The sequence below is a fragment of the Coleofasciculaceae cyanobacterium genome (assembly GCA_036703275.1).
Lineage (GTDB): Bacteria > Cyanobacteriota > Cyanobacteriia > Cyanobacteriales > Xenococcaceae > Waterburya.
In genome coordinates, this window is record DATNPK010000082.1 from 104,732 (window position 1) to 122,579 (window position 17,848).

Consider the following 17,848-nt stretch of genomic DNA (forward strand, 5'->3'; position numbering starts at 1 on the left):
CGAGCGAAGCTATTTTTGTTTATTGGTTAGCGTTAGTTGTCTTTTGGCTTCGTATAGTAACAAAGCGGTGGCAACACCAACGTTTAAAGACTCTACTTCATTTGCTAGAGGAATTGTTGCCTGCTGATCTGCCAGATCGATCAACTCTTGAGATAATCCTGCTCCCTCATTACCGAATAAAATCAAGCTAGGGCGGGTAAAATCTATTTCCCAGTAAGTTTTGTTGGCTTTGGAGGTAGTAGCAATAATCTGTACTCCCTGCTGCTGATGTTGTCGAGCTAGTTCAGGTAAATTTTGGCACTCAGCAACAGGCACTCGAAACCATTGTCCCGCACTTGAGCGAAGCACCTTTGGGCTATAAATATCGATGCTATCGGCACTGAGCCAAAGACCGTCAACCTCGGTTGCTGCTGCACTACGTAGGATTGTGCCTAAATTTCCAGGATCTTGCAGCCTTTCTAAGGCAATTCCCAGGCGGTTGAGAACGATCGCTGGTTTTGTCTTGGCACGAGTCGCGATCGCGACTACTCCATCTGGATTAACTGTAGTCGCGATCGCATTTAATACATCCGAACTTACAGGTTGAGTGGTAAAGTTTTTTTCAGCAATTATTCGGTACAGTGACTGATGATTTTGTTGCCATCGCTCTGTGTAAAAAACCGTATCTAATTTATAGTCCGCTTGACAAGCTGTTGCGATCAAATTAGTTCCTTCGATTAACAACAGGTTTTGCTGAAGTCTTTCCTTGGCGCGGTGAAGCTTACGAACCTGTTTAATTAAAGGATTTTGGATACTAGTTAAAATTATATCTTTCACTTAGCTGTTGACGAATAGCATTGTTCAAAGTAATACTTTGATTGCCTGATAGTGCGGAACTCGGGACTTGAACCCGAATGTTTTAAGCAAACACTAGAATCTGAATCTAGCGCGTCTACCAATTCCGCCAGTTCCGCAAAAAACCTGAATACACCAAAACTTATTATGATTGACTTTTATGTTTAATGTCAAACCCCAAAAAAATCTAAAATTGAATTTTTTTTACCCAGACTGTTCAATTAAATTTTTGAAGTCTATCTTTGTACTACGCAAACGCTGAAATTAATATATTTATTATCAAGAGGATAAAGCCATTAACTCTATCTTTAACCCAATCAAAACTCAAGCTACTCTCGAAGACTCTCAAGCCGTATTAGAAATTTGGGGACGCACTTCTCTCAAAGGAAATGTCAAGATTAGTGGAGCAAAAAATTCTGCCCTAGTACTCATGGCTGGGTCAATACTCTGTCCTGGCAACTGTACTTTACGCAACGTGCCTGACTTAGTAGACATCAAGCGTATGGGTCAAATTCTCCAAACTTTGGGTGTTAAGCTTCAACGAGAGGGCGATGTTATAGAAATTGATGCTACTAATATTAATCCCAAAGAAGCTCCTTATGACGTAGTATCTCAATTAAGAGCTAGCTTCTTTGTCATTGGACCACTTTTAACCAGATTAGGGACAGCTCGTGTTCCCCTGCCTGGAGGGTGTGCCATTGGCGCAAGACCAGTCGATCTTCACGTTCGGGGATTGCAGGCAATGGGGGCTAATGTTTCGATCGAAGACGGTATAGTTCATGCGAATTTGGTAGGTAGCAGACAGCGTTTACAAGGAGCTAATATCTATTTAGACTATCCTAGCGTTGGCGCAACAGAAACTATTCTGATGGCAGCTACTCTGGCAAAAGGTGAAACCAAGATTGAAAATGCAGCTCAAGAACCAGAAATAGTCGATTTAGCTAACTTTTGTCGCCAAATGGGAGCAGAAATTAGCGGAGCAGGAACAAACACGATCAAAATTCAAGGGGTCAGCAAACTAAGTTCTATAGACTATAACGTTATTCCCGATCGCATTGAAGCAGGAACGTTTCTAGTCGCAGGAGCAATTACTCAATCCGAAATTACTTTGAGTTGCGTTATTCCCGAACATCTAGCTCCCGTAATTGCCAAGCTAAATGATATTGGCTGTCAGGTAGTAGCAGAGGAGGAAGAAGGTACAGTTTTTGGTGGCAATATCAAGTCAAAGCGTCTGCGAATTATTCCAGGGGAACTACAGGGGACTGATATTGAAACTCTTCCCTATCCTGGCTTTCCTACAGATATGCAGGCTCAGTTTACCGCCCTGTTGAGCATCAGCCAAGGTAACAGCGTAATTAGTGAAACCGTATTTGAAAACCGTCTGCGTCATGTAGCTGAACTACAGCGTATGGGAACTAATATCCGCGTTAAAGGTCATCATGCGATCGTTCAAGGTGTCTCCTCTATCTCTGGCGCGCCAGTCATGGCAACAGATTTAAGAGCCTCTGCTGCTTTAGTATTGGCTGGTTTGGCTGCCGAAGGCAAAACTACCGTCCACGGCTTACATCATTTAGATCGGGGTTATGAAGACTTGGAAAACAAGTTTCGTGCTTTAGGTGCAAGATTAGAGCGTATTCTTCCTGAAAGTACCTAGAAAAAGCCTCTGGAATAGTAATTAGTAATCAAGACGATCGCACTTATAGATTTTGGCGTTGCTTATTTGGCGGATAATTGCTCATGGGGTTTCTCTCAAGGGCAATTGTCGCGCGATCGCACTTGCTGTTTCAGAACGTAACCAAGAACAAAGATAACTTAGGTTTTAGAGATTGCCTAATATATTCTCGAATCTCTAAATCTTTTGCTGCGCATAGGTTTCAAGATTAAGCTATACATTTTGCTCAAAAAGATGCATAAATCAAGAATTGCGATCGTATACGAAATATAGTTACTCCAATCAATCAATTCAGGTTGAATGGCGCTAGAGGTTAGAGAGGGAGGATTTAACTATGAGCAGTATCTATAAGAGAAATAATTGTATCGAGGAAAACATCGGCTTTTTCATTTCGTCACGTCAAGGAAAAATAAGATTAGCAGAACCAAAAAGATCTTGAAGGAAAAAAATTATGATCGTACTTCCATCTTGGTTATCTGTTAAAATCACTTAAATAAGGCACTTAATTACATTCTCAAACTTATTAGAAGCAATTGAGAAATTCACGAATAATTAATTCTTCCTTGATTAGTTAAAAATGCTGTTTTACGGAGAACTGGGCGAGCTTATAACTAATAGTTTCGTAACTGGTGATACAAGCCACTCAGTAGGATTAGTAGCGTATTTCATACATAGCTGGGTAATTAGTTGCAGTCAACCAAAGTAACAAAAAAAATATTTTTCAGTGAATTTTGATACAAAAAATTTAGGTTGTCTCCGATTAATGCTATAAAAATGGCATAGTTTCCTTCCCTAATGTTAAGCAGTTTGCAAAAATTCTCTTTGTAAACTAATCGCTCAAATTTTAGTCAATTTTTTGCTTATATTAAAGATAATATTAATACAAATAAACTATGTTTGTCTTCACACAAATCTCACAGTTCAATTATATTTTAAACTAAAAGCTTTAATAAAATTGCACGGATATGTAGTTTAAATTACCTTTAAAAGCTATGTAACTTGTTGTATAACACACAAAATCAAACAAATGTTTAGTTTATTAGGGTTATGCAAAAAGTAAAATATAATGTTAAGTTATAGAGAGCAAAATAGTTAAGTTAAAAAATATTACCTATTTTACAACTTAACTATTTTGCATAAAACTATCTTATAGAGTAATAATTGAAAAATAAAAATAACTATCAACCAAAAAATTTGCTTTTTAATTATTTTTTCCAAAAACTGCTTAAATAAACCGCTTAAATAAAAAACATTTTATTTGTGTTTTCCTGGTAACATAGGCTTTTTAAGATAAAAGAAGGGTTTTATTGTTTAAATACCAAAATACTTATCGGCTTTAAAGTTATGAAAATACTGCCAAAGGTAGCTAATTTTAAACGGCATTTACCTAGTCAATATAAGAAGAAAAGCTCTTTAAATTCAGTACCAGATTCAGATTCAAAACAATTAATCGCCAGGTTAGATTCAGAGCAACAGACTAGAGACGTTGAGCGGCTCAAAAATCTCATTTCCTCTTATAAGCTAGAGCTAAATCAAAAACGCAATTTGTTAGAAAAAGTTGAAATAGAGACCACAACTCATCAACTAATTGCCCAAGCTGAAGTACAAGGTCAAAAATCAGCCATAGCTTCAGCGATCGCCGAAACCAAAGTGGCCAGCGAATTATTAGCTCAACGAAAGTCTGAATTAACCGCTTATTCAACCAGACAAAAGCGCGTCCAAAATCTATCGGCATTAGAGCAAGAAAAACTCGACCAAATCACCTCAGAACTAAAAGAGCATCAACAGCGGCTGGAGAGACTCAAACCTCTGGCAAAAGCAGGGGCAATATCCCAAGAAGCTATCTTTCAGGCTCAACAGGCTCAACGACAGAGTCAACAACAACTAACTGACAACAAACTGCAAGGAATTAGTAATATCAGCGAACAGATATTTCAATCCAAACAAGCTCTACGGGAGATGGAAGCAAGTATTACTCAAAGTCAAGGAGACTTGGTTTCAGGGCAAAAAGAAGTTGAGCGACTTCAGGCAGAATTGACGCATAAAAAAGCGGAGAGACAGAGAATTGAGCTTGAGTCGCAACAGAAAGCAGAGCAGCTAAAGCTGGAAATCAATCAAACTGAAAGCAAAATAGCCGAAACCAAAAATCAGCTAGCAACTGCCCAGAGCCTGCTGGAAAAAAGATCTTTAAGATCTCCCGTGCCTGAGACTGTTTTATCTTTCAACGTGATCAATACGGGTAAAGTGGTTCAGTCAGGAGAAACTGTTGCCGAAATCGCGCCTCAAAGCTCTCCGTTAGTGCTTTCGGCTGTCTTGCCCGATCGCGAAGCTAGCTTTGTTGAAAAAGGTATGCCAGCACAGGTCAAGTTTGATGCCTACTCATATCAACATTATGGGGTAATTCCTGGCAAAGTAATTTCTGTCTCGGCAGATACGACAACCGATGAAAAATTGGGTGCAGTATACCGATTAAAAATAGAACTCAAACGCAACTATGTTACTAACGATATCAAGAAAATTTTGTTCAAACCAGGTTAAACAGCTACTGCTGATATTGTGATTCGGCAACAGCGAATCATTGATGTTTTGCTCGATCCGATCGAGAAACTCAAACAGGACGGCATCGATTTATAAAACCCAGATTGATTTATTCGAGAGAAAAATTATGTATCGCAATTTTAATTCTGCTAATTCCCAGCTCGACAAGGTAATGAGCGACGATCAGTTCAACCAAATAGTTGAAGCAATTATATCGGGAAAATATTCTTGGGCGTGTCTTTTGATTCTGCGCTTTTCAGGATACAACCCGTTGCACTATATTCCTTATCGAACCTACAACCGACTGATGAAACTTAATCGAGAGTCAGAGCCTCAGTTAGTGAGGGATAATACTGTAGCTCATCGCAGCCAGTCTCAATCGCCTCAAACGTCTCAGAAATCTGCGACCAAGCTCCGAGATCTATGTTGTTTGGAAGAAATCGATCGCCAGTCTCAGAAGGTAAAAGGTGGAGAAAGAGTATTCTCACTCTACGCAATACCCAATTTGATTTGGCAGAAATTTAGCAATAACTAAATAAAAGATCGGGCTTTAGTGATTTGAGCTATGACTTTTCTTAGCTCTTAGCTTTTTTAATTCAACATCGACTATTGCTTTGTTGCCTCTGAAAAAGTTTAAACAGAAACAGAGAATTACCTTTACTCAGACTTTTGAGCTAGAGGTTCAACAACTAACTTTTGCTGGTTTTTTACGGAGTAAGAGCAAGTGGATATTACAGCAATGAAATCGCCGTCTTCTGAGGATAGTTCAGATCGGCTGACAGTCTTATCGTGGCTGTTAAAGCAGGGTCAATTTGACTCAGGCAAAGCAGAGTTGATTAAACATTTGAGTCAACAATTTGAAATAATTTAGTTTCAATTGGGCGATAACTTGATGGTTCAGTCAGGTTCCTCGACTCATTCCCACAAACCGAAACCAGACTCTGGCTATTTCTGGCTAATTTGTGAAGGGCGATCGCGATTGTTGAGCTTTGATGTCGATAAACAAAGAGAAGTTTCCACTAATCTAATGGCAGAAGGGGCTATCTTCGGCGGAGAATCTATCTGGTGCCAAATTTTCCTTCCTTACAGGGTAGTAGCTGCTAGTAAAGTTAAAGCTGCGAGAATTTTTTTGGCAAAACTGTCTCCTTATTTTGCAAAACTGCCCGAGCTTGACCGAAAATGGCAGTATATGGCTCAGCAGCAGCAAAAATTAATCTTTTTAAAAACTCTAACGCAACTACGCTCTTTATCTAGCCATCGAATTAAAAAATTGCTGCCTCACCTAGTAGCAACCAAGATTAATGCTGGAGAATATTTGAAATCAAAAGGGCAGACTGCTCGTTTCTGGTTACGGCATGGTCAAATTAAAGACCGAACTATCAAAATAGGAGATTCTTGGGGATATTTAGAGTCGACTAATCATAATTGGATAGCTCAAAGCGATCTGTTGGTCTATCAATTGCCTCAAAAAAATTGGCAAATTTTCTCAGAACTTGCTCCTGAGCTAGTTACTGCTTGGTCAAAAAACCCTGATGCTCAATTCAGCCAAACACCATTAGCCAAAATTAAAAATTCTAATAGTGTCAGCGCTCTAGTGAATCTCAAAACTCCGAGCTTAAGTATTACCCATGTAGCTAGTCCCTCACCAGACCATTCTTCACAGCCTCAAGCCATAGATGATGAGGTTCAAGAAGTCGATTATCCTAGACCGATTAAGCGTCGTGGTCGATGGAAAACCTATCCTTTTATTGAACAGCAAAGTTCCTCTGACTGTGGTGCAGCCTGCATAGCGATGATTAGCCGATACTGGGGCAAGCGTTTGAGCATCAACTTCTTGCGGGAGATAATCGGCATTGGGCGTTCTGGAGCATCCCTGAAAAGTTTAGCTAAAGCAGCAGAAAGCATAGGTTATCAGGCTCGACCTGTAAGAGCCAGTCTGAGTCGTATTGCCGAGCAAAAACAGCCTTGGATTGCCCATTGGCAAGGGGATCATTATGTAGTTGTTTACCGCGTAAAAGACAATAAAATTTTGGTTGCTGATCCAGGGAAAAGCAAGTTTCAACTTTCTAGCTCAGAGTTTACTTCTATTAGTCAAGCTAATTCAAGGTTTGTATCATCCTCTTAGTGGTCAAGTTGCGATCGATGGACATAATCTAAAGCACGTTTCCCTGAAATCTTTGCGATCGCAAATGGGAGTTGTACCACAAGACTGCTTTCTATTTTCGGGAACTATCCTGGAAAATATTACGCTTTATTGAGCTGAATTTACCTTAGAACAGGCTATTGCTAGCGCTAAGTTAGCAGAGGCTCATGCCTTTATTCAGGCTCTACCTTTAGGATATAACACCAAGGTTGGCGAACGGGGTGATAGTCTTTCTGGTGGACAGCGACAGCGCATTGCAATCGCTCGTGCCTTTTTAGGCGATCCGCCTATTTTGATTTTAGATGAAGCAACTAGTTCGCTAGATACAGAGTCGGAACGGCGTTTCCAGGAAAATCTTACTCGTCTTTCTCGACAGCGTACTACCTTGATTATTGCCCATCGTCTTTCGACGGTGCGTAACGCCGACTGTATTGTAGTGTTAGATAAAGGTTTGATAGTCGAGCAAGGAACTCACGCAGAATTAATCGCCCAACAGGGACTCTACTATCAATTAGCCAAACAGCAGTTGAGTCTCTAACAAGATATCCATTGATTCTAATTATATTTTAATTATGATGAGGAGCGATCGCGATCGCTATGTATCATGTAGTTCAATTCACTATCTAGCCACTGTTTGAAAATGCGATCGATAATCTCTTGACGTATTTTGGCAGTTAGTTGAGCGGGAATATACTCCTCAATCTTAAATAAATGATACCCCACCTCTGTCTTAATTGGTCTAATGATTTCGCCGATGGCAACTGGAGTTTTAAATATAGCAGCAGCTATGTCTGGGGGATAATCCCAGCGATGTACTTTTCCTTCATAGCCACAAACATATCGACTGCCGATTCTGGCTTCTACTCCTAACTGTTCTAATTGTTGGCGACGCAAGCGTAGTTTTCTTTATGATAAAAACAGGGTAGTTAGACAAGAAACTACTTGAATCGAAAATTTGAGTTTGATATTTCCAACCTAATTATTTTTAAGCAAAACTGAACCATGACTAAATATAGAGTTTATCAGCAAAGAATTGTCTCACCCGATGGCAGAGCTGTTGCAGAAGCAACCAGCACCGTTATAACTTCTGGCGACAATCAAACTAAGGTCGAGCAGAGTGTTTCGGTAAACGTGACTCAAAACGGCAGTTTTAGTAGTAACTCTAGTAGCTCAACTTCAAGTTCTCATACTCGTGCTAACTAGCAGAAAATAATTAGCTGAATATCTCTAAATGTTTTTGAGAAGGGCGCGTCGCCTGAGTGTGAGGGACGCGAAGGAAACCTATGCTGTCAAAGTGTCGTTCGCGAAGCGTCTCCGTAGGAGATACCCGAAGGGCTATTAGCTATTAGCTATTAGCTTAAAACCCGATTTAGTACCTTAACTTGTTATCAATGCTTAATTGCCTAAGCAAAGTCACTAAAACTATAGATGCGATCGCTATTGCCAAAATAGAATGCTTCGACGTTTTCAACTATCAACATCGAATCCCCATCTTTAATGGTGAGAGTCTGGTTAGCAGATGAGCCGAGGGTAATTTGGTAGTCGTTTATATTACCCCATAGCTTGAGAACATCATAATCTTTACCGCCATTAATCGAAACTGTTGCTTCAAAACCGCCGATCTCAAAGGTATCATTACCGCGATCGCCGAAAATAGCAGCATTTTTAATCAAGCCTGACTGATCTTCTTGAAAATAAACTTCTTGAGTGGATCGATTAAAATCGACTATCGCTGCTTGGAAATAGTCATCACCTTGACCTAATTCAATTTGACTGTCTTCAACGCCAATATTGCTACCATAGCCAATGACTCGATCATTACCCTTTCCTGTCTCGATGTTACCGCCTTTAATGCCGATTGCGCCCTAGCCAATAACTTGATCGTCTCCCTGGGATGTTTTAATTACTCCCGAATTATCAATGCCGATGGCGATCACTGTTGAGGTATCGGCTATCGAATTAGTATCGGTTTGAGCATCTGAATTATCGGCAATACCAACTGCATCGGCTTTAGCATCTGCTGTAGCAGCTACATTATTAACTGCGATCCCGATAATAATGTCATTACCTCTGCCAGTAGCGATCGCGCCTGTATTAACAATTGCCACAGTATAACTTTCTGTAATAGCCAAGGATTCGGCTTTAGCTGTTGCTATAGCTATATCGTTAGCAATAGATTCTGCTTCAGCGATCGCCTGAGAATTACTGGAACTTCTAGTATTAGCTAACCCAAAAATTATATCGTCGCCTTGTCCTGTAAAAATTTCACCAGAGTTAAAAATTCCGAATGTACTTGTTTTACTATTAGCTATAGTTGCGGATGTACTTCTAGAAATAGCTGTCTCAATTTGATTGACAACTTCAGAATCACACTCTGTAGATAAAGCGGCAATATTGCTAGCAAAGGCAGTAGCTTCAGCCTGACTATCTGCCGAGGTACTAGCTAGACCTATGATCGTATCATTACCATTACCAGTAGCGATCGCACCTAAATTATCAATTCCAATAGCCAGTGCATCGGCTATAGCAATAGACTCACTATTGACAATGGCAGAAGAGTTATTACCCAAAATTACCGCGATTTTAGAGGTAGCCAGAGACTCACTGAAATGCTGAGGCATTAGCTACACCGATCAGGCTGTCATTGTCTCTACCAGTGCTAATTTTATTTATATTTTCTAAACCGATAGCTACAGCATTAGTTTGGCTGTTGGCAGCAGCAGAAAATATACTTTCAGAAACATATTTAGCTTGAGATTGTACCTCAGAATTATCGACTATGTTTTCAGGATAAAATAAGTCGTTTTTGCTACATTTCCAGCTAGGTCTTTCAATCCCAATAACCTAGGATAAAGAAATTAATATACCATCAATAGCTACCCGATTTACTAGTGATATATTTGGAAAAATGTTATTTATTTTACTCACAATAACTTTCTACATATTTAATCATTTTGCTCAATTAATTATGCAGGCTATTAGAGGTTTTATTTATCAAGATCTGATGAGTAATTAGCTAGATAAATAAACAATACGTTAAGTTTTCATGTCCTTTTAATCAAGCAAATAATATTTTTTGATTAAAAACAACCAATTACTAAAATGCTGTGTTGACAATACCGTTTATTTAGAATTTAGAAAATGTGCTTTGGATGATCCTGTAATCGGGTCACTTAGGAATGTTAAATATTGCCCTCAGTACAATTGTCAATTATGCGATCGCTGGCTACATTACAACTTTTTATTGAAAGCAGTCTCGCCATAGTCTCAATTAGGTTTCTGCTTTAAATTTAAAAGTTGGCTGGCTAATGATAGTGATGAGAATGAAACTATGCCTGATGAGCTAAGAGATTGCCAGCCAATTAATTTTTGATTGGCACTTTCAATTAAACTAGCAATAATATTTAGCTGCTTTTTTTTGCCAGTATTTTTAGCTTTTTGTTTCACTACCCTGCGATCTCTTCTTTTTACAAGACTACAAAATATGCCATTAAAAAACTGACTCAAATGTAAGAAGAAATTACCACCTACATTTTTTAAAGTGGTCGTCAAGTATGTTCCTGATGATAGAAACTAGAGGCGGTATCTGCCCATCGCTTAAACGCTTTACTAATAAGGAATTGTCGTTCCAGAGATTAACTCTAGCAAAAAAGGCGAAAAGTATCTGAGAAAGAGGCGATGCGGCTCTACTGCGAATGTTATGTAAGCAAACCCACTATCGTATTTGCTGCACGGGAAGGGAGGTTATCGGTGGTCTAACTCAAGTTAGTTACTTAAAAGCTCTCTCTAAGAACTTTCGGTTAGCTTTTTTTACTCTTGAAATCCATCGCCGATGAGTAGACAAAATTGTTGAATAAGGAATTGTCGTTCCAGAGATTAACTCTAGCAAGGAAGGCGAAAAGTATTTGGGAAAGAGTCGATGCAATATTTGCGCTAACTGCTGCCTGATAATAAACTCGATTATCAGTTTTTTGTTAAATGACGGGAAAACATTGTCGCTTAGTTCTACTACAGCATGAGCATCGGACTTTCGCCGCTCAGTAAATTTTGCGCTCGCCATAGCTAGATTATCTGAATATTCATTCAATAGTTCATCAACGATCGCGGCATCTTCCATAGCTGAATTACAACCCTGTCCAAGAGATGGAGACATCGCATGAGCAGCATCTCCAATGAGTAAAACGCTGTCCTCGTAATGATAGTGACTACAAATAATGGTTAAAATACTGGAGACTGGTCGATTCAGAAACTCAATTGCTTCTGATTCCGATATAATTTGACCGATTTCTGGAAAATGTTGCCGAAAGAATTGTAAAACTTCTGCTGCCGTGGCAAGGGTAACTACAGAATTGCGATCGCGAGGAAAGGTAATTACACCGCTCATCGAGCCATCTAACTGATGCACCATCAATACACCAGTACCGTTTTCTAACCTCCAAGCGTGAACATAGCCTGATTTCAATTCATCTGTAGCAGTTTTTGTGGAAGTTTCCACGGAATTAGGCAAGAAAATGGATTTGTAGTCAGTGGGAATGTATTTTTGCTCCAACTCAAATAATTCTGTCGAAAGAAATTTTTCTCTAACTATTGATTTCGCTCCATCTGCGCCGATTAATAAGTCATAATTAATCGTGATTTCTGCTGTCTGATTCTTTTGAAAGGTTGCTGTTTTGCTGGCAAAATCGAGCTTAGTACATTGATGGTTAAAATAGAGATTGAGACGACTTTGATCGTAGGTTTTAGTTGACTTTTGTAATAAAGCGATCGTTAATTGAGTGCGGTCAAGAATAAAAATGGGATTTCGCCTGGGAGTAAATCTTGTCTTACCATTAGTTTGATGAAAAACTGAACCAGTGCTTTCGACGCTCATTCCTGTGACTATTTCTACCAAACCTTCAATGTTACTCAAAGCATTGATTCCTCTTGGATTTAGCGAGATCAAAAAGGTTCTTGAGCTTGAAAAGACAATGGTTTGGGGGTCGCTACGACGTTCGTAAATATCGACTTTATAGCGATCGCCACGACGTAATAAATAGTGTGCTAAAAGTACTCCACTGGGCCCTGCACCGATAATTGCGACTGTCTCAACCATAATCAATTTCCATCTGAAAAATAGTTTAATTACAAGTTGGTGGTGAGTCTGGCTTTTCTAAGCAAAAATTTCATTACCGTTTCTTCTTTAGTAATAATGTCGGTTTGCCCTTCCATACCCAATTGAATGGCACACTGGTTATTTTCCTTGCCTACAGAACTATTATTTGGCTCAATTGCCACTTCATAAAAAGCTGCACCCGTTTGTTGACTAGGAGCATTAGCGGTAGAGGATGTATTAGTATTATCTCGTTGAGGAAAAGCTGCATCGGGAGCAATAGCTGTAAGTGTTCCTTTAAGAGTGCCGTAATCGGAATAAGGACAAGCAGATACACGCATTTGAGCTACTTGACCTTTTTTAAGTTTACCTATTTCTTTAGCAGGAACTGAAGCTTTGATGGTTAGCTTAGTATCACCAGGAGCAATTTGAGCGATTTCTTCGCCAGGGCGTACAGTTTGACCAGGATTGCGGAGATTGAGCTTAGAGATAATGCCGTCTGTGGTTGCAGTGATTATAGTTTGCTGAAGATCGGTATTTACTTGCTGTAGTTCGCGGGCATCTTTGTCTAATTGCTGGTTAATTTCAATTTGTTGTTGAATCAAAGCTTCTTTTTCTTTATTTAAAGTAGCAAGACTAGCTTTACCTGTAGCTTCAGCTTCGGTAATTCGAGACGTGGCGATCGCAATTTCCGCATTACTGGGATTTAAAGCAGTTTGTGCGCCTGCTAATTTAGCTTTGGCTGCTGCGGTTGCCTCCTGTTGCTGCTGTAAGGCTAATTGTACTTCCTCCAATTGATCGCGTGAAATTGCCCCTTCTTTGGCTGCACTGCGATAACGATTCAGTTTGGTTTGCGCTGCATTTAAAGCCGCTTTGGTTGCTTTTAAGTTTGATTCGGTTTCTTGAACTCCTGCTTTGGTAGTAATTTGTTTATCTCGATATTCCCGTTCGATGCGATGAAGTTCTGCGATCGCACTAGCGACATTTCCATCAATACGGTCAGTTTCGGCGCTTATTTGACTATTAAGAGCATTAATTTGCGCATTAATTTGCACAAGCTGTAATTGTGACTGTTGAACTGTGTTTTGTAATTGACTTTTTTGGGTTTGCAAACGAGAGTCACCGATCGTGGCCATGACATCTCCTTGTTTAACAACCTGATTGCTTTTAACGGCAATACTCATTACTCGTCCTTCTGTAGCAGCCTGAACTAGGCGTAATTCACCTTCAGGACGAATCAGGGCTTGTACTTTGACAGTTTCTTTATATTTAGTCACTGAAGCAATAGGAATCGCCAAGGCAACTACGGCAACGATAAACAGTCCGCCAAACATAGTCCAACGACTAATCGGGGGCAGAAATTCGTCTTCTTGAACTGTGGGGAGGAATTTGGGATTGGAGTTGTTAGTAAGCATGGCATAAACAAATAGGTAATGGGTAATAGGTAATAGAGAACAAATTATCTGTGTTTATCTGTGTTCATCTGTGGATAATTCTTTAAAATAATCAATTGCTCTCAAAATGTGGCTGTAGCAATTTAGCGGTGAGAGAGAGAATGTCCGTTAAGTTCGAATAATGGTCTTTTAGTAGGGATAAAATCATCGAGAAAATCTAAATGATCTCCAGCAATAGAGCGCAATTGCTCGGGAGTACCCTGAACTTTTAATTGTCCTTTTTCTAGCATCACAACCCAATCGGCACGGACAATTACTCTGGGACGATGACTAATTAAAATAGTGGTTTTGCCCCGTCGATGAGCAAATAATTGTTCTAAAACTCTGGCTTCACTGACTGGATCTAATGCGCCAGTAGATTCATCTAAAATTAAGACTGGGGGATCGGTGACTATCGCTCTGGCGATCGCTAATCGTTGTTTTTGACCACCAGAAAGGTTTGCCCCAAATTCTCCTAATACGGTTTGATATTTATCGGGTAGTTCGCTAATAAATTCATCAGCACCAGCGATTTGGCAGGCTTTAACAATTTGCTCGAAGGTGAGATCGGGATAACTGAAGCGAAAGTTATCAATAATTGAACGACTCCAAAAGTGGGCTTCTTGGGGTAAAAGTACTACCTGTTGGCGCAAACATTCTATAGAAAGATCTTGTTGATTATAAATTCCGTAGCGAACATTGCCAGATTGTACTGAATATAAACCAGCAATTAGTTTAGCGAGGGTACTTTTACCGCAACCAGATTGACCAATTAAAGCAACTACTTTACCGTTAGGAATAGTTAAGGAAAAGTCCTGTAGTAAATCAACTCTTCCCGCATGATGAAAGTTTAAATTATTACAAATAATATCGGTATCGCCTGGAAGTTCTGCCCAAGGTTTTTTAAAGTCATTTTCATCTTCGGGAGTGGCTTCAATTACTTCTGTTAAACGTTGAATGACTACTTGTGCCGTAATAAATTCATCTGCTAGTCCAATGGCACTACCTAAAAAGCCGAGAAAATTACCGCTCATGCCGTTATATGCCAGTAATTGACCGATACTGAGATCGCCCTGAATTACCAGATAGCTGCCCAACCACAATAAACCGACGGAAGTGAAGCTAGACAAAACGCTGGTAATACTACCGCTGTAAAGACTCAGTTTCATCGTATTCCAGCCGAGATTAGCCAAGCGCCCATAATTACCTTGATATTCTTGCCAAGCTTGGGGTGTAGCCTGAGTGGTTTTGAGTACCTGTACTCCGCGAAACGTTTCGACCAGAAAGCCTTGATTTTCTGTACCCAAAATGATTTGATTGCGAGTTTTTTGCCGTAGGGCAGGTAGAAAAACTAAGTTGACCAGAGTAACAATAATAAAAGCAACAATCGAAGCGACGCTGAGTTGCCAACTGTAAAATAGCATTGCTGCCAAGGAAACCACGGCAATAAAAAATTGACTGGGCAAACCAAGCACAATTTGAGATACCAAACGATTAATCGCACCGACATCCGCAATGCGACTAACTACTTCTCCGCTGCGTCTGCCTTCAAAATAAGAAAGGGGTAAATGTAATAATTTGCGTCCGTATTCTAAAATTAGTCCCAACTGCAACTTTTGCCCAAAATGACCAATTAGGTGAGACTGAATTAGCCCAACCACAGTTCTAAACACGTTCATCACGATAACTGCGATCGCAACTGTAGCCAATAATTGAGTATCTCCTCTGACTAAAACATCATCTGTCAGTAATTGCATCATGATCGGCGAAGCTAGAGACAGCAAACCTACCGCAAAATTAATCGCGATCGCCTGGGCTAAAATCCAACGATAGGGTAATACTCTTTTGAGATAGCGTCCAAAGCCTCCTAAACTTCCCTTTTGGTCTTCTTCTTGTTCGTAAAAGCGACTGTCATCGGGAGTAAGTAACAACATTACTCCATTGCCCCACCCAACGGTTAACTCACGACGAGTCAGATAGCGAATACCAACGCCAGGGTCAGCAACAATGTACTTTTTGCCTTTTTTACCGTATAAAACCACCCAATGGTAGCCTTTCCAGTGAATAATAGCTGGTAAAGGAATTTCAGATATGCGATCGATAATCTCTGTAGTTGCTTTAACTTGACGCACATTAAAGCCGAAAGCCTCTGCACCTCGGTTCAAACCTAACAAGGTAGTGCCTCTAGCACCCGTACCTACAGCTTCTCTGACTCGACTAATCGCAAAGGTGCGTCCGTAATGTTTGGCAACGGTAGCAACGCAAGCAGCCCCGCAGTCTTCTTCGCTGTGTTGCAATACGATTGGGTGTTTCATGTTTTTGCAGTAAGTAATTTAAGATCTGGTTTTTTGAACTATCTGTATAGTAGAAATCAAATCCCTAAAAAACGTCTGAAAAACGTCTCGAACTGCACCTAGACTTAATGGATAAATTCCTGCTGACTTTAGTAGATGAACTAAGTTAATTTCTCTATGACTAAAGTTAGAATTGAAAAAACCAAGGTGCGTCAATCTTCAATAACACACCCAATGCTATTTCCTTAAGTTCAGTCAAATAAACATTTTAATCTAGGATTTCTGCAAAATAATTTGCTTTGACATATGCAGAACCTTCAGTAAAGCCTCGACGATAATAAAGCAAAGCAGTAAACAGTAAATGTTTGATTGGGTCGAGATTTTTATGTATAGCGTTTTGCCATCCTAAACTGTAAAGCTCATAGCTCAAATAGCCAACGCGCTCAATCTGCATTCTATACCTCCATTTTTTCTTAAATGATCTTGAGTATTAAATTGATTTATTAGGTTACGAGCGATCGCATTTAATAACGCGCGATCGCGCTTACTTCTACGCTTGTTTTGTTGAACTATGTTATGGATTTTAAAGAGGAAATTTCCATTCCAAATTATAGAGAGAATTGGACTGATTGTTGATCTTAGTCATTGTTTTTATCCTAATAATTTGGGTTTACTTTAGTTATCTACCAGGCAAGAGTTGATAAAACAATTAGTAGTTAGTTAATTAACTTTTGCTTTGGTTTTTAACTATCTTGATCATAAAAAATAGAACTACTAAAAACATCTGAAATAAGTCCCTAACCTTAATCAACTAAATATATATACGGCTATAGCACTTTAGTTATAGTTAAATCGCCACCAGATTAGCTGCAAACCATCCACAAAAAAAAGACTCTTTGAGAGAAGAGCCTTGCTGAAATATTCTAGTCACAGAATTAGAGTGTGGTTGCGGAATAAGTTGGCAAAATTCAGTGTATTAAATCTAATAATTTCATTGAGTAGTGGGACGGTAGAAGTAATAATCGGCGGTGTAAGGCACGGCAATTTCCGTATTTTGACGATCGCGATCGCAACTTTCTTTAGGCATTACACCACCAGTTGTATGCAAACGCTGAATCCATTTTACGCTTGCCAATCTGCCATTACCTTGAGCAGATTCTATTTGCAGCAAAAACCAAGGAATTGAGTCATTTGAGACAATCTCCTCAGCTTTTATACCTGCGGTGATTTTACTACCATCGTTTGCTTCCCAGGTTGGGCCAGCGTAATGCGTTCCCAAAACTTCGCCCTGAGAATTAAATAGCTTGGCATCAGGAGCTTTTAAAGTCCACTCAAACTGCGATCCTGGGTTTGTATCCTGATTGCAAGTATAAATTTGCGCTCCTTGAGCCTCAGCTTTAAGTATGAGTTGTTGCCCAGTTGGCACTTGCAAATTTTTGGTTACTTGAGGATTGTCGTTAAGGTTACCACGAGCGACACTGCATAGCCCTAGGCTAATTACAGAGGCAATGACGCTAATATTTATCCATGAAAATTTCTGCATAAAAATTCTTGTGTTAATTGTTATTAAACAGTTCTGGGGAAAGATTTCGTATGGGCGATCGCAGTTATTAGAGTTATTGCTAAAGTTTTAAGCTGATCTTTTTACAACTTTGGACTATGGCAGGGCTTTAAAAGAGGATATTTCCTTGCCAAAATCACCAGTATTAACAGTTGTACCTGGCCCTACGTCAATGTATTTGCCCCCAAAATTTATATCCTCATAGAATCTCCATGTTTTATCATTAAAAATAGCAATAGATCCAGTAGCATCATTAAAACCAAATTCCCTTAAATCTTCTATTT

17 protein-coding genes, 1 tRNA gene and 1 pseudogene are annotated in these 17,848 nt (G+C 39.5%); 8 read left to right on the plus strand and 11 right to left on the minus strand.

Annotation, left to right across the window (positions count from 1 at the left end; translation table 11 throughout):
- Window positions 1-9 precede the first annotated feature (9 nt).
- Both V6C71_15790 and V6C71_15795 read right to left on the minus strand, forming a co-directional pair.
- Window positions 10-816, minus strand: a complete 807-nt coding sequence (locus V6C71_15790; protein ID HEY9769931.1) for an RNA methyltransferase — start codon at window positions 814-816, stop codon at window positions 10-12.
- Window positions 817-868: 52 nt separating this feature from the next.
- Window positions 869-953 (minus strand) — tRNA-Leu (locus V6C71_15795).
- Between the two features lie 242 nt (window positions 954-1,195).
- On the opposite strand from V6C71_15795, the gene murA reads away from it, so the two are divergent.
- From murA to V6C71_15830, 7 genes and pseudogenes are all read left to right on the plus strand, one after another.
- Window positions 1,196-2,488 (plus strand): UDP-N-acetylglucosamine 1-carboxyvinyltransferase, encoded by a 1,293-nt coding sequence (murA, locus tag V6C71_15800; protein ID HEY9769932.1) that lies wholly within the window; start codon window positions 1,196-1,198, stop codon window positions 2,486-2,488.
- Between the two features lie 1,362 nt (window positions 2,489-3,850).
- Window positions 3,851-5,044, plus strand: a complete 1,194-nt coding sequence (locus tag V6C71_15805; protein ID HEY9769933.1) for an HlyD family efflux transporter periplasmic adaptor subunit — start codon at window positions 3,851-3,853, stop codon at window positions 5,042-5,044.
- 127 nt (window positions 5,045-5,171) lie between these two features.
- On the plus strand, window positions 5,172-5,579 hold the full coding sequence (locus tag V6C71_15810; protein HEY9769934.1) for a HetP family heterocyst commitment protein: 408 nt from the start codon (window positions 5,172-5,174) through the stop codon (window positions 5,577-5,579).
- A 204-nt stretch (window positions 5,580-5,783) separates the two neighbouring features.
- Window positions 5,784-5,915 carry a hypothetical protein gene (locus tag V6C71_15815; protein HEY9769935.1) on the plus strand — a complete coding sequence of 44 codons (132 nt, stop codon included), beginning with the start codon at window positions 5,784-5,786 and terminating at the stop codon, window positions 5,913-5,915.
- Window positions 5,916-5,936: 21 nt separating this feature from the next.
- Window positions 5,937-7,169: a cysteine peptidase family C39 domain-containing protein gene (locus V6C71_15820; protein HEY9769936.1), complete on the plus strand. Its 1,233-nt coding sequence runs from the start codon at window positions 5,937-5,939 to the stop codon at window positions 7,167-7,169.
- Window positions 7,153-7,443, plus strand: a pseudogene (locus tag V6C71_15825) (ATP-binding cassette domain-containing protein). The gene V6C71_15820 and the pseudogene V6C71_15825 overlap by 17 nt, the downstream one beginning before the upstream one ends.
- A 36-nt stretch (window positions 7,444-7,479) precedes the next feature.
- Window positions 7,480-7,725 (plus strand): hypothetical protein, encoded by a 246-nt coding sequence (locus tag V6C71_15830; GenBank protein HEY9769937.1) that lies wholly within the window; start codon window positions 7,480-7,482, stop codon window positions 7,723-7,725.
- Window positions 7,726-7,757: 32 nt separating this feature from the next.
- Here V6C71_15830 and V6C71_15835 read toward each other — a convergent pair whose 3' ends face one another.
- Window positions 7,758-8,081: a peptidylprolyl isomerase gene (locus V6C71_15835; protein ID HEY9769938.1), complete on the minus strand. Its 324-nt coding sequence runs from the start codon at window positions 8,079-8,081 to the stop codon at window positions 7,758-7,760.
- Window positions 8,082-8,189: 108 nt separating this feature from the next.
- On the opposite strand from V6C71_15835, the gene V6C71_15840 reads away from it, so the two are divergent.
- Complete coding sequence (locus V6C71_15840; protein ID HEY9769939.1) at window positions 8,190-8,390, plus strand: hypothetical protein; 201 nt, start codon at window positions 8,190-8,192, stop codon at window positions 8,388-8,390.
- A gap of 200 nt (window positions 8,391-8,590) precedes the next feature.
- Here V6C71_15840 and V6C71_15845 read toward each other — a convergent pair whose 3' ends face one another.
- The 8 genes from V6C71_15845 to V6C71_15880 form a co-directional block, all read right to left on the minus strand.
- Window positions 8,591-8,860 carry a hypothetical protein gene (locus tag V6C71_15845; protein ID HEY9769940.1) on the minus strand — a complete coding sequence of 90 codons (270 nt, stop codon included), beginning with the start codon at window positions 8,858-8,860 and terminating at the stop codon, window positions 8,591-8,593.
- Between the two features lie 192 nt (window positions 8,861-9,052).
- On the minus strand, window positions 9,053-9,808 hold the full coding sequence (locus V6C71_15850) for a hypothetical protein (GenBank protein ID HEY9769941.1): 756 nt from the start codon (window positions 9,806-9,808) through the stop codon (window positions 9,053-9,055).
- Between the two features lie 646 nt (window positions 9,809-10,454).
- Window positions 10,455-10,739, minus strand: coding sequence for a hypothetical protein (locus V6C71_15855; protein HEY9769942.1), 285 nt, complete (start codon window positions 10,737-10,739; stop codon window positions 10,455-10,457).
- A 217-nt stretch (window positions 10,740-10,956) separates the two neighbouring features.
- Window positions 10,957-12,279: an NAD(P)/FAD-dependent oxidoreductase gene (locus V6C71_15860; protein HEY9769943.1), complete on the minus strand. Its 1,323-nt coding sequence runs from the start codon at window positions 12,277-12,279 to the stop codon at window positions 10,957-10,959.
- Between the two features lie 29 nt (window positions 12,280-12,308).
- Window positions 12,309-13,691, minus strand: coding sequence for an HlyD family efflux transporter periplasmic adaptor subunit (locus V6C71_15865; GenBank protein HEY9769944.1), 1,383 nt, complete (start codon window positions 13,689-13,691; stop codon window positions 12,309-12,311).
- Between the two features lie 122 nt (window positions 13,692-13,813).
- A complete protein-coding gene (locus tag V6C71_15870; protein HEY9769945.1) occupies window positions 13,814-16,024 on the minus strand; it encodes a peptidase domain-containing ABC transporter in 2,211 nt (736 codons plus the stop codon).
- Window positions 16,025-16,271: 247 nt separating this feature from the next.
- Entirely contained in the window at window positions 16,272-16,457 is a 186-nt protein-coding gene (locus V6C71_15875) for a hypothetical protein (protein HEY9769946.1), read from the minus strand.
- A gap of 537 nt (window positions 16,458-16,994) precedes the next feature.
- Window positions 16,995-17,546, minus strand: coding sequence for a DUF3455 domain-containing protein (locus V6C71_15880; protein ID HEY9769947.1), 552 nt, complete (start codon window positions 17,544-17,546; stop codon window positions 16,995-16,997).
- Window positions 17,547-17,848 lie beyond the last annotated feature (302 nt).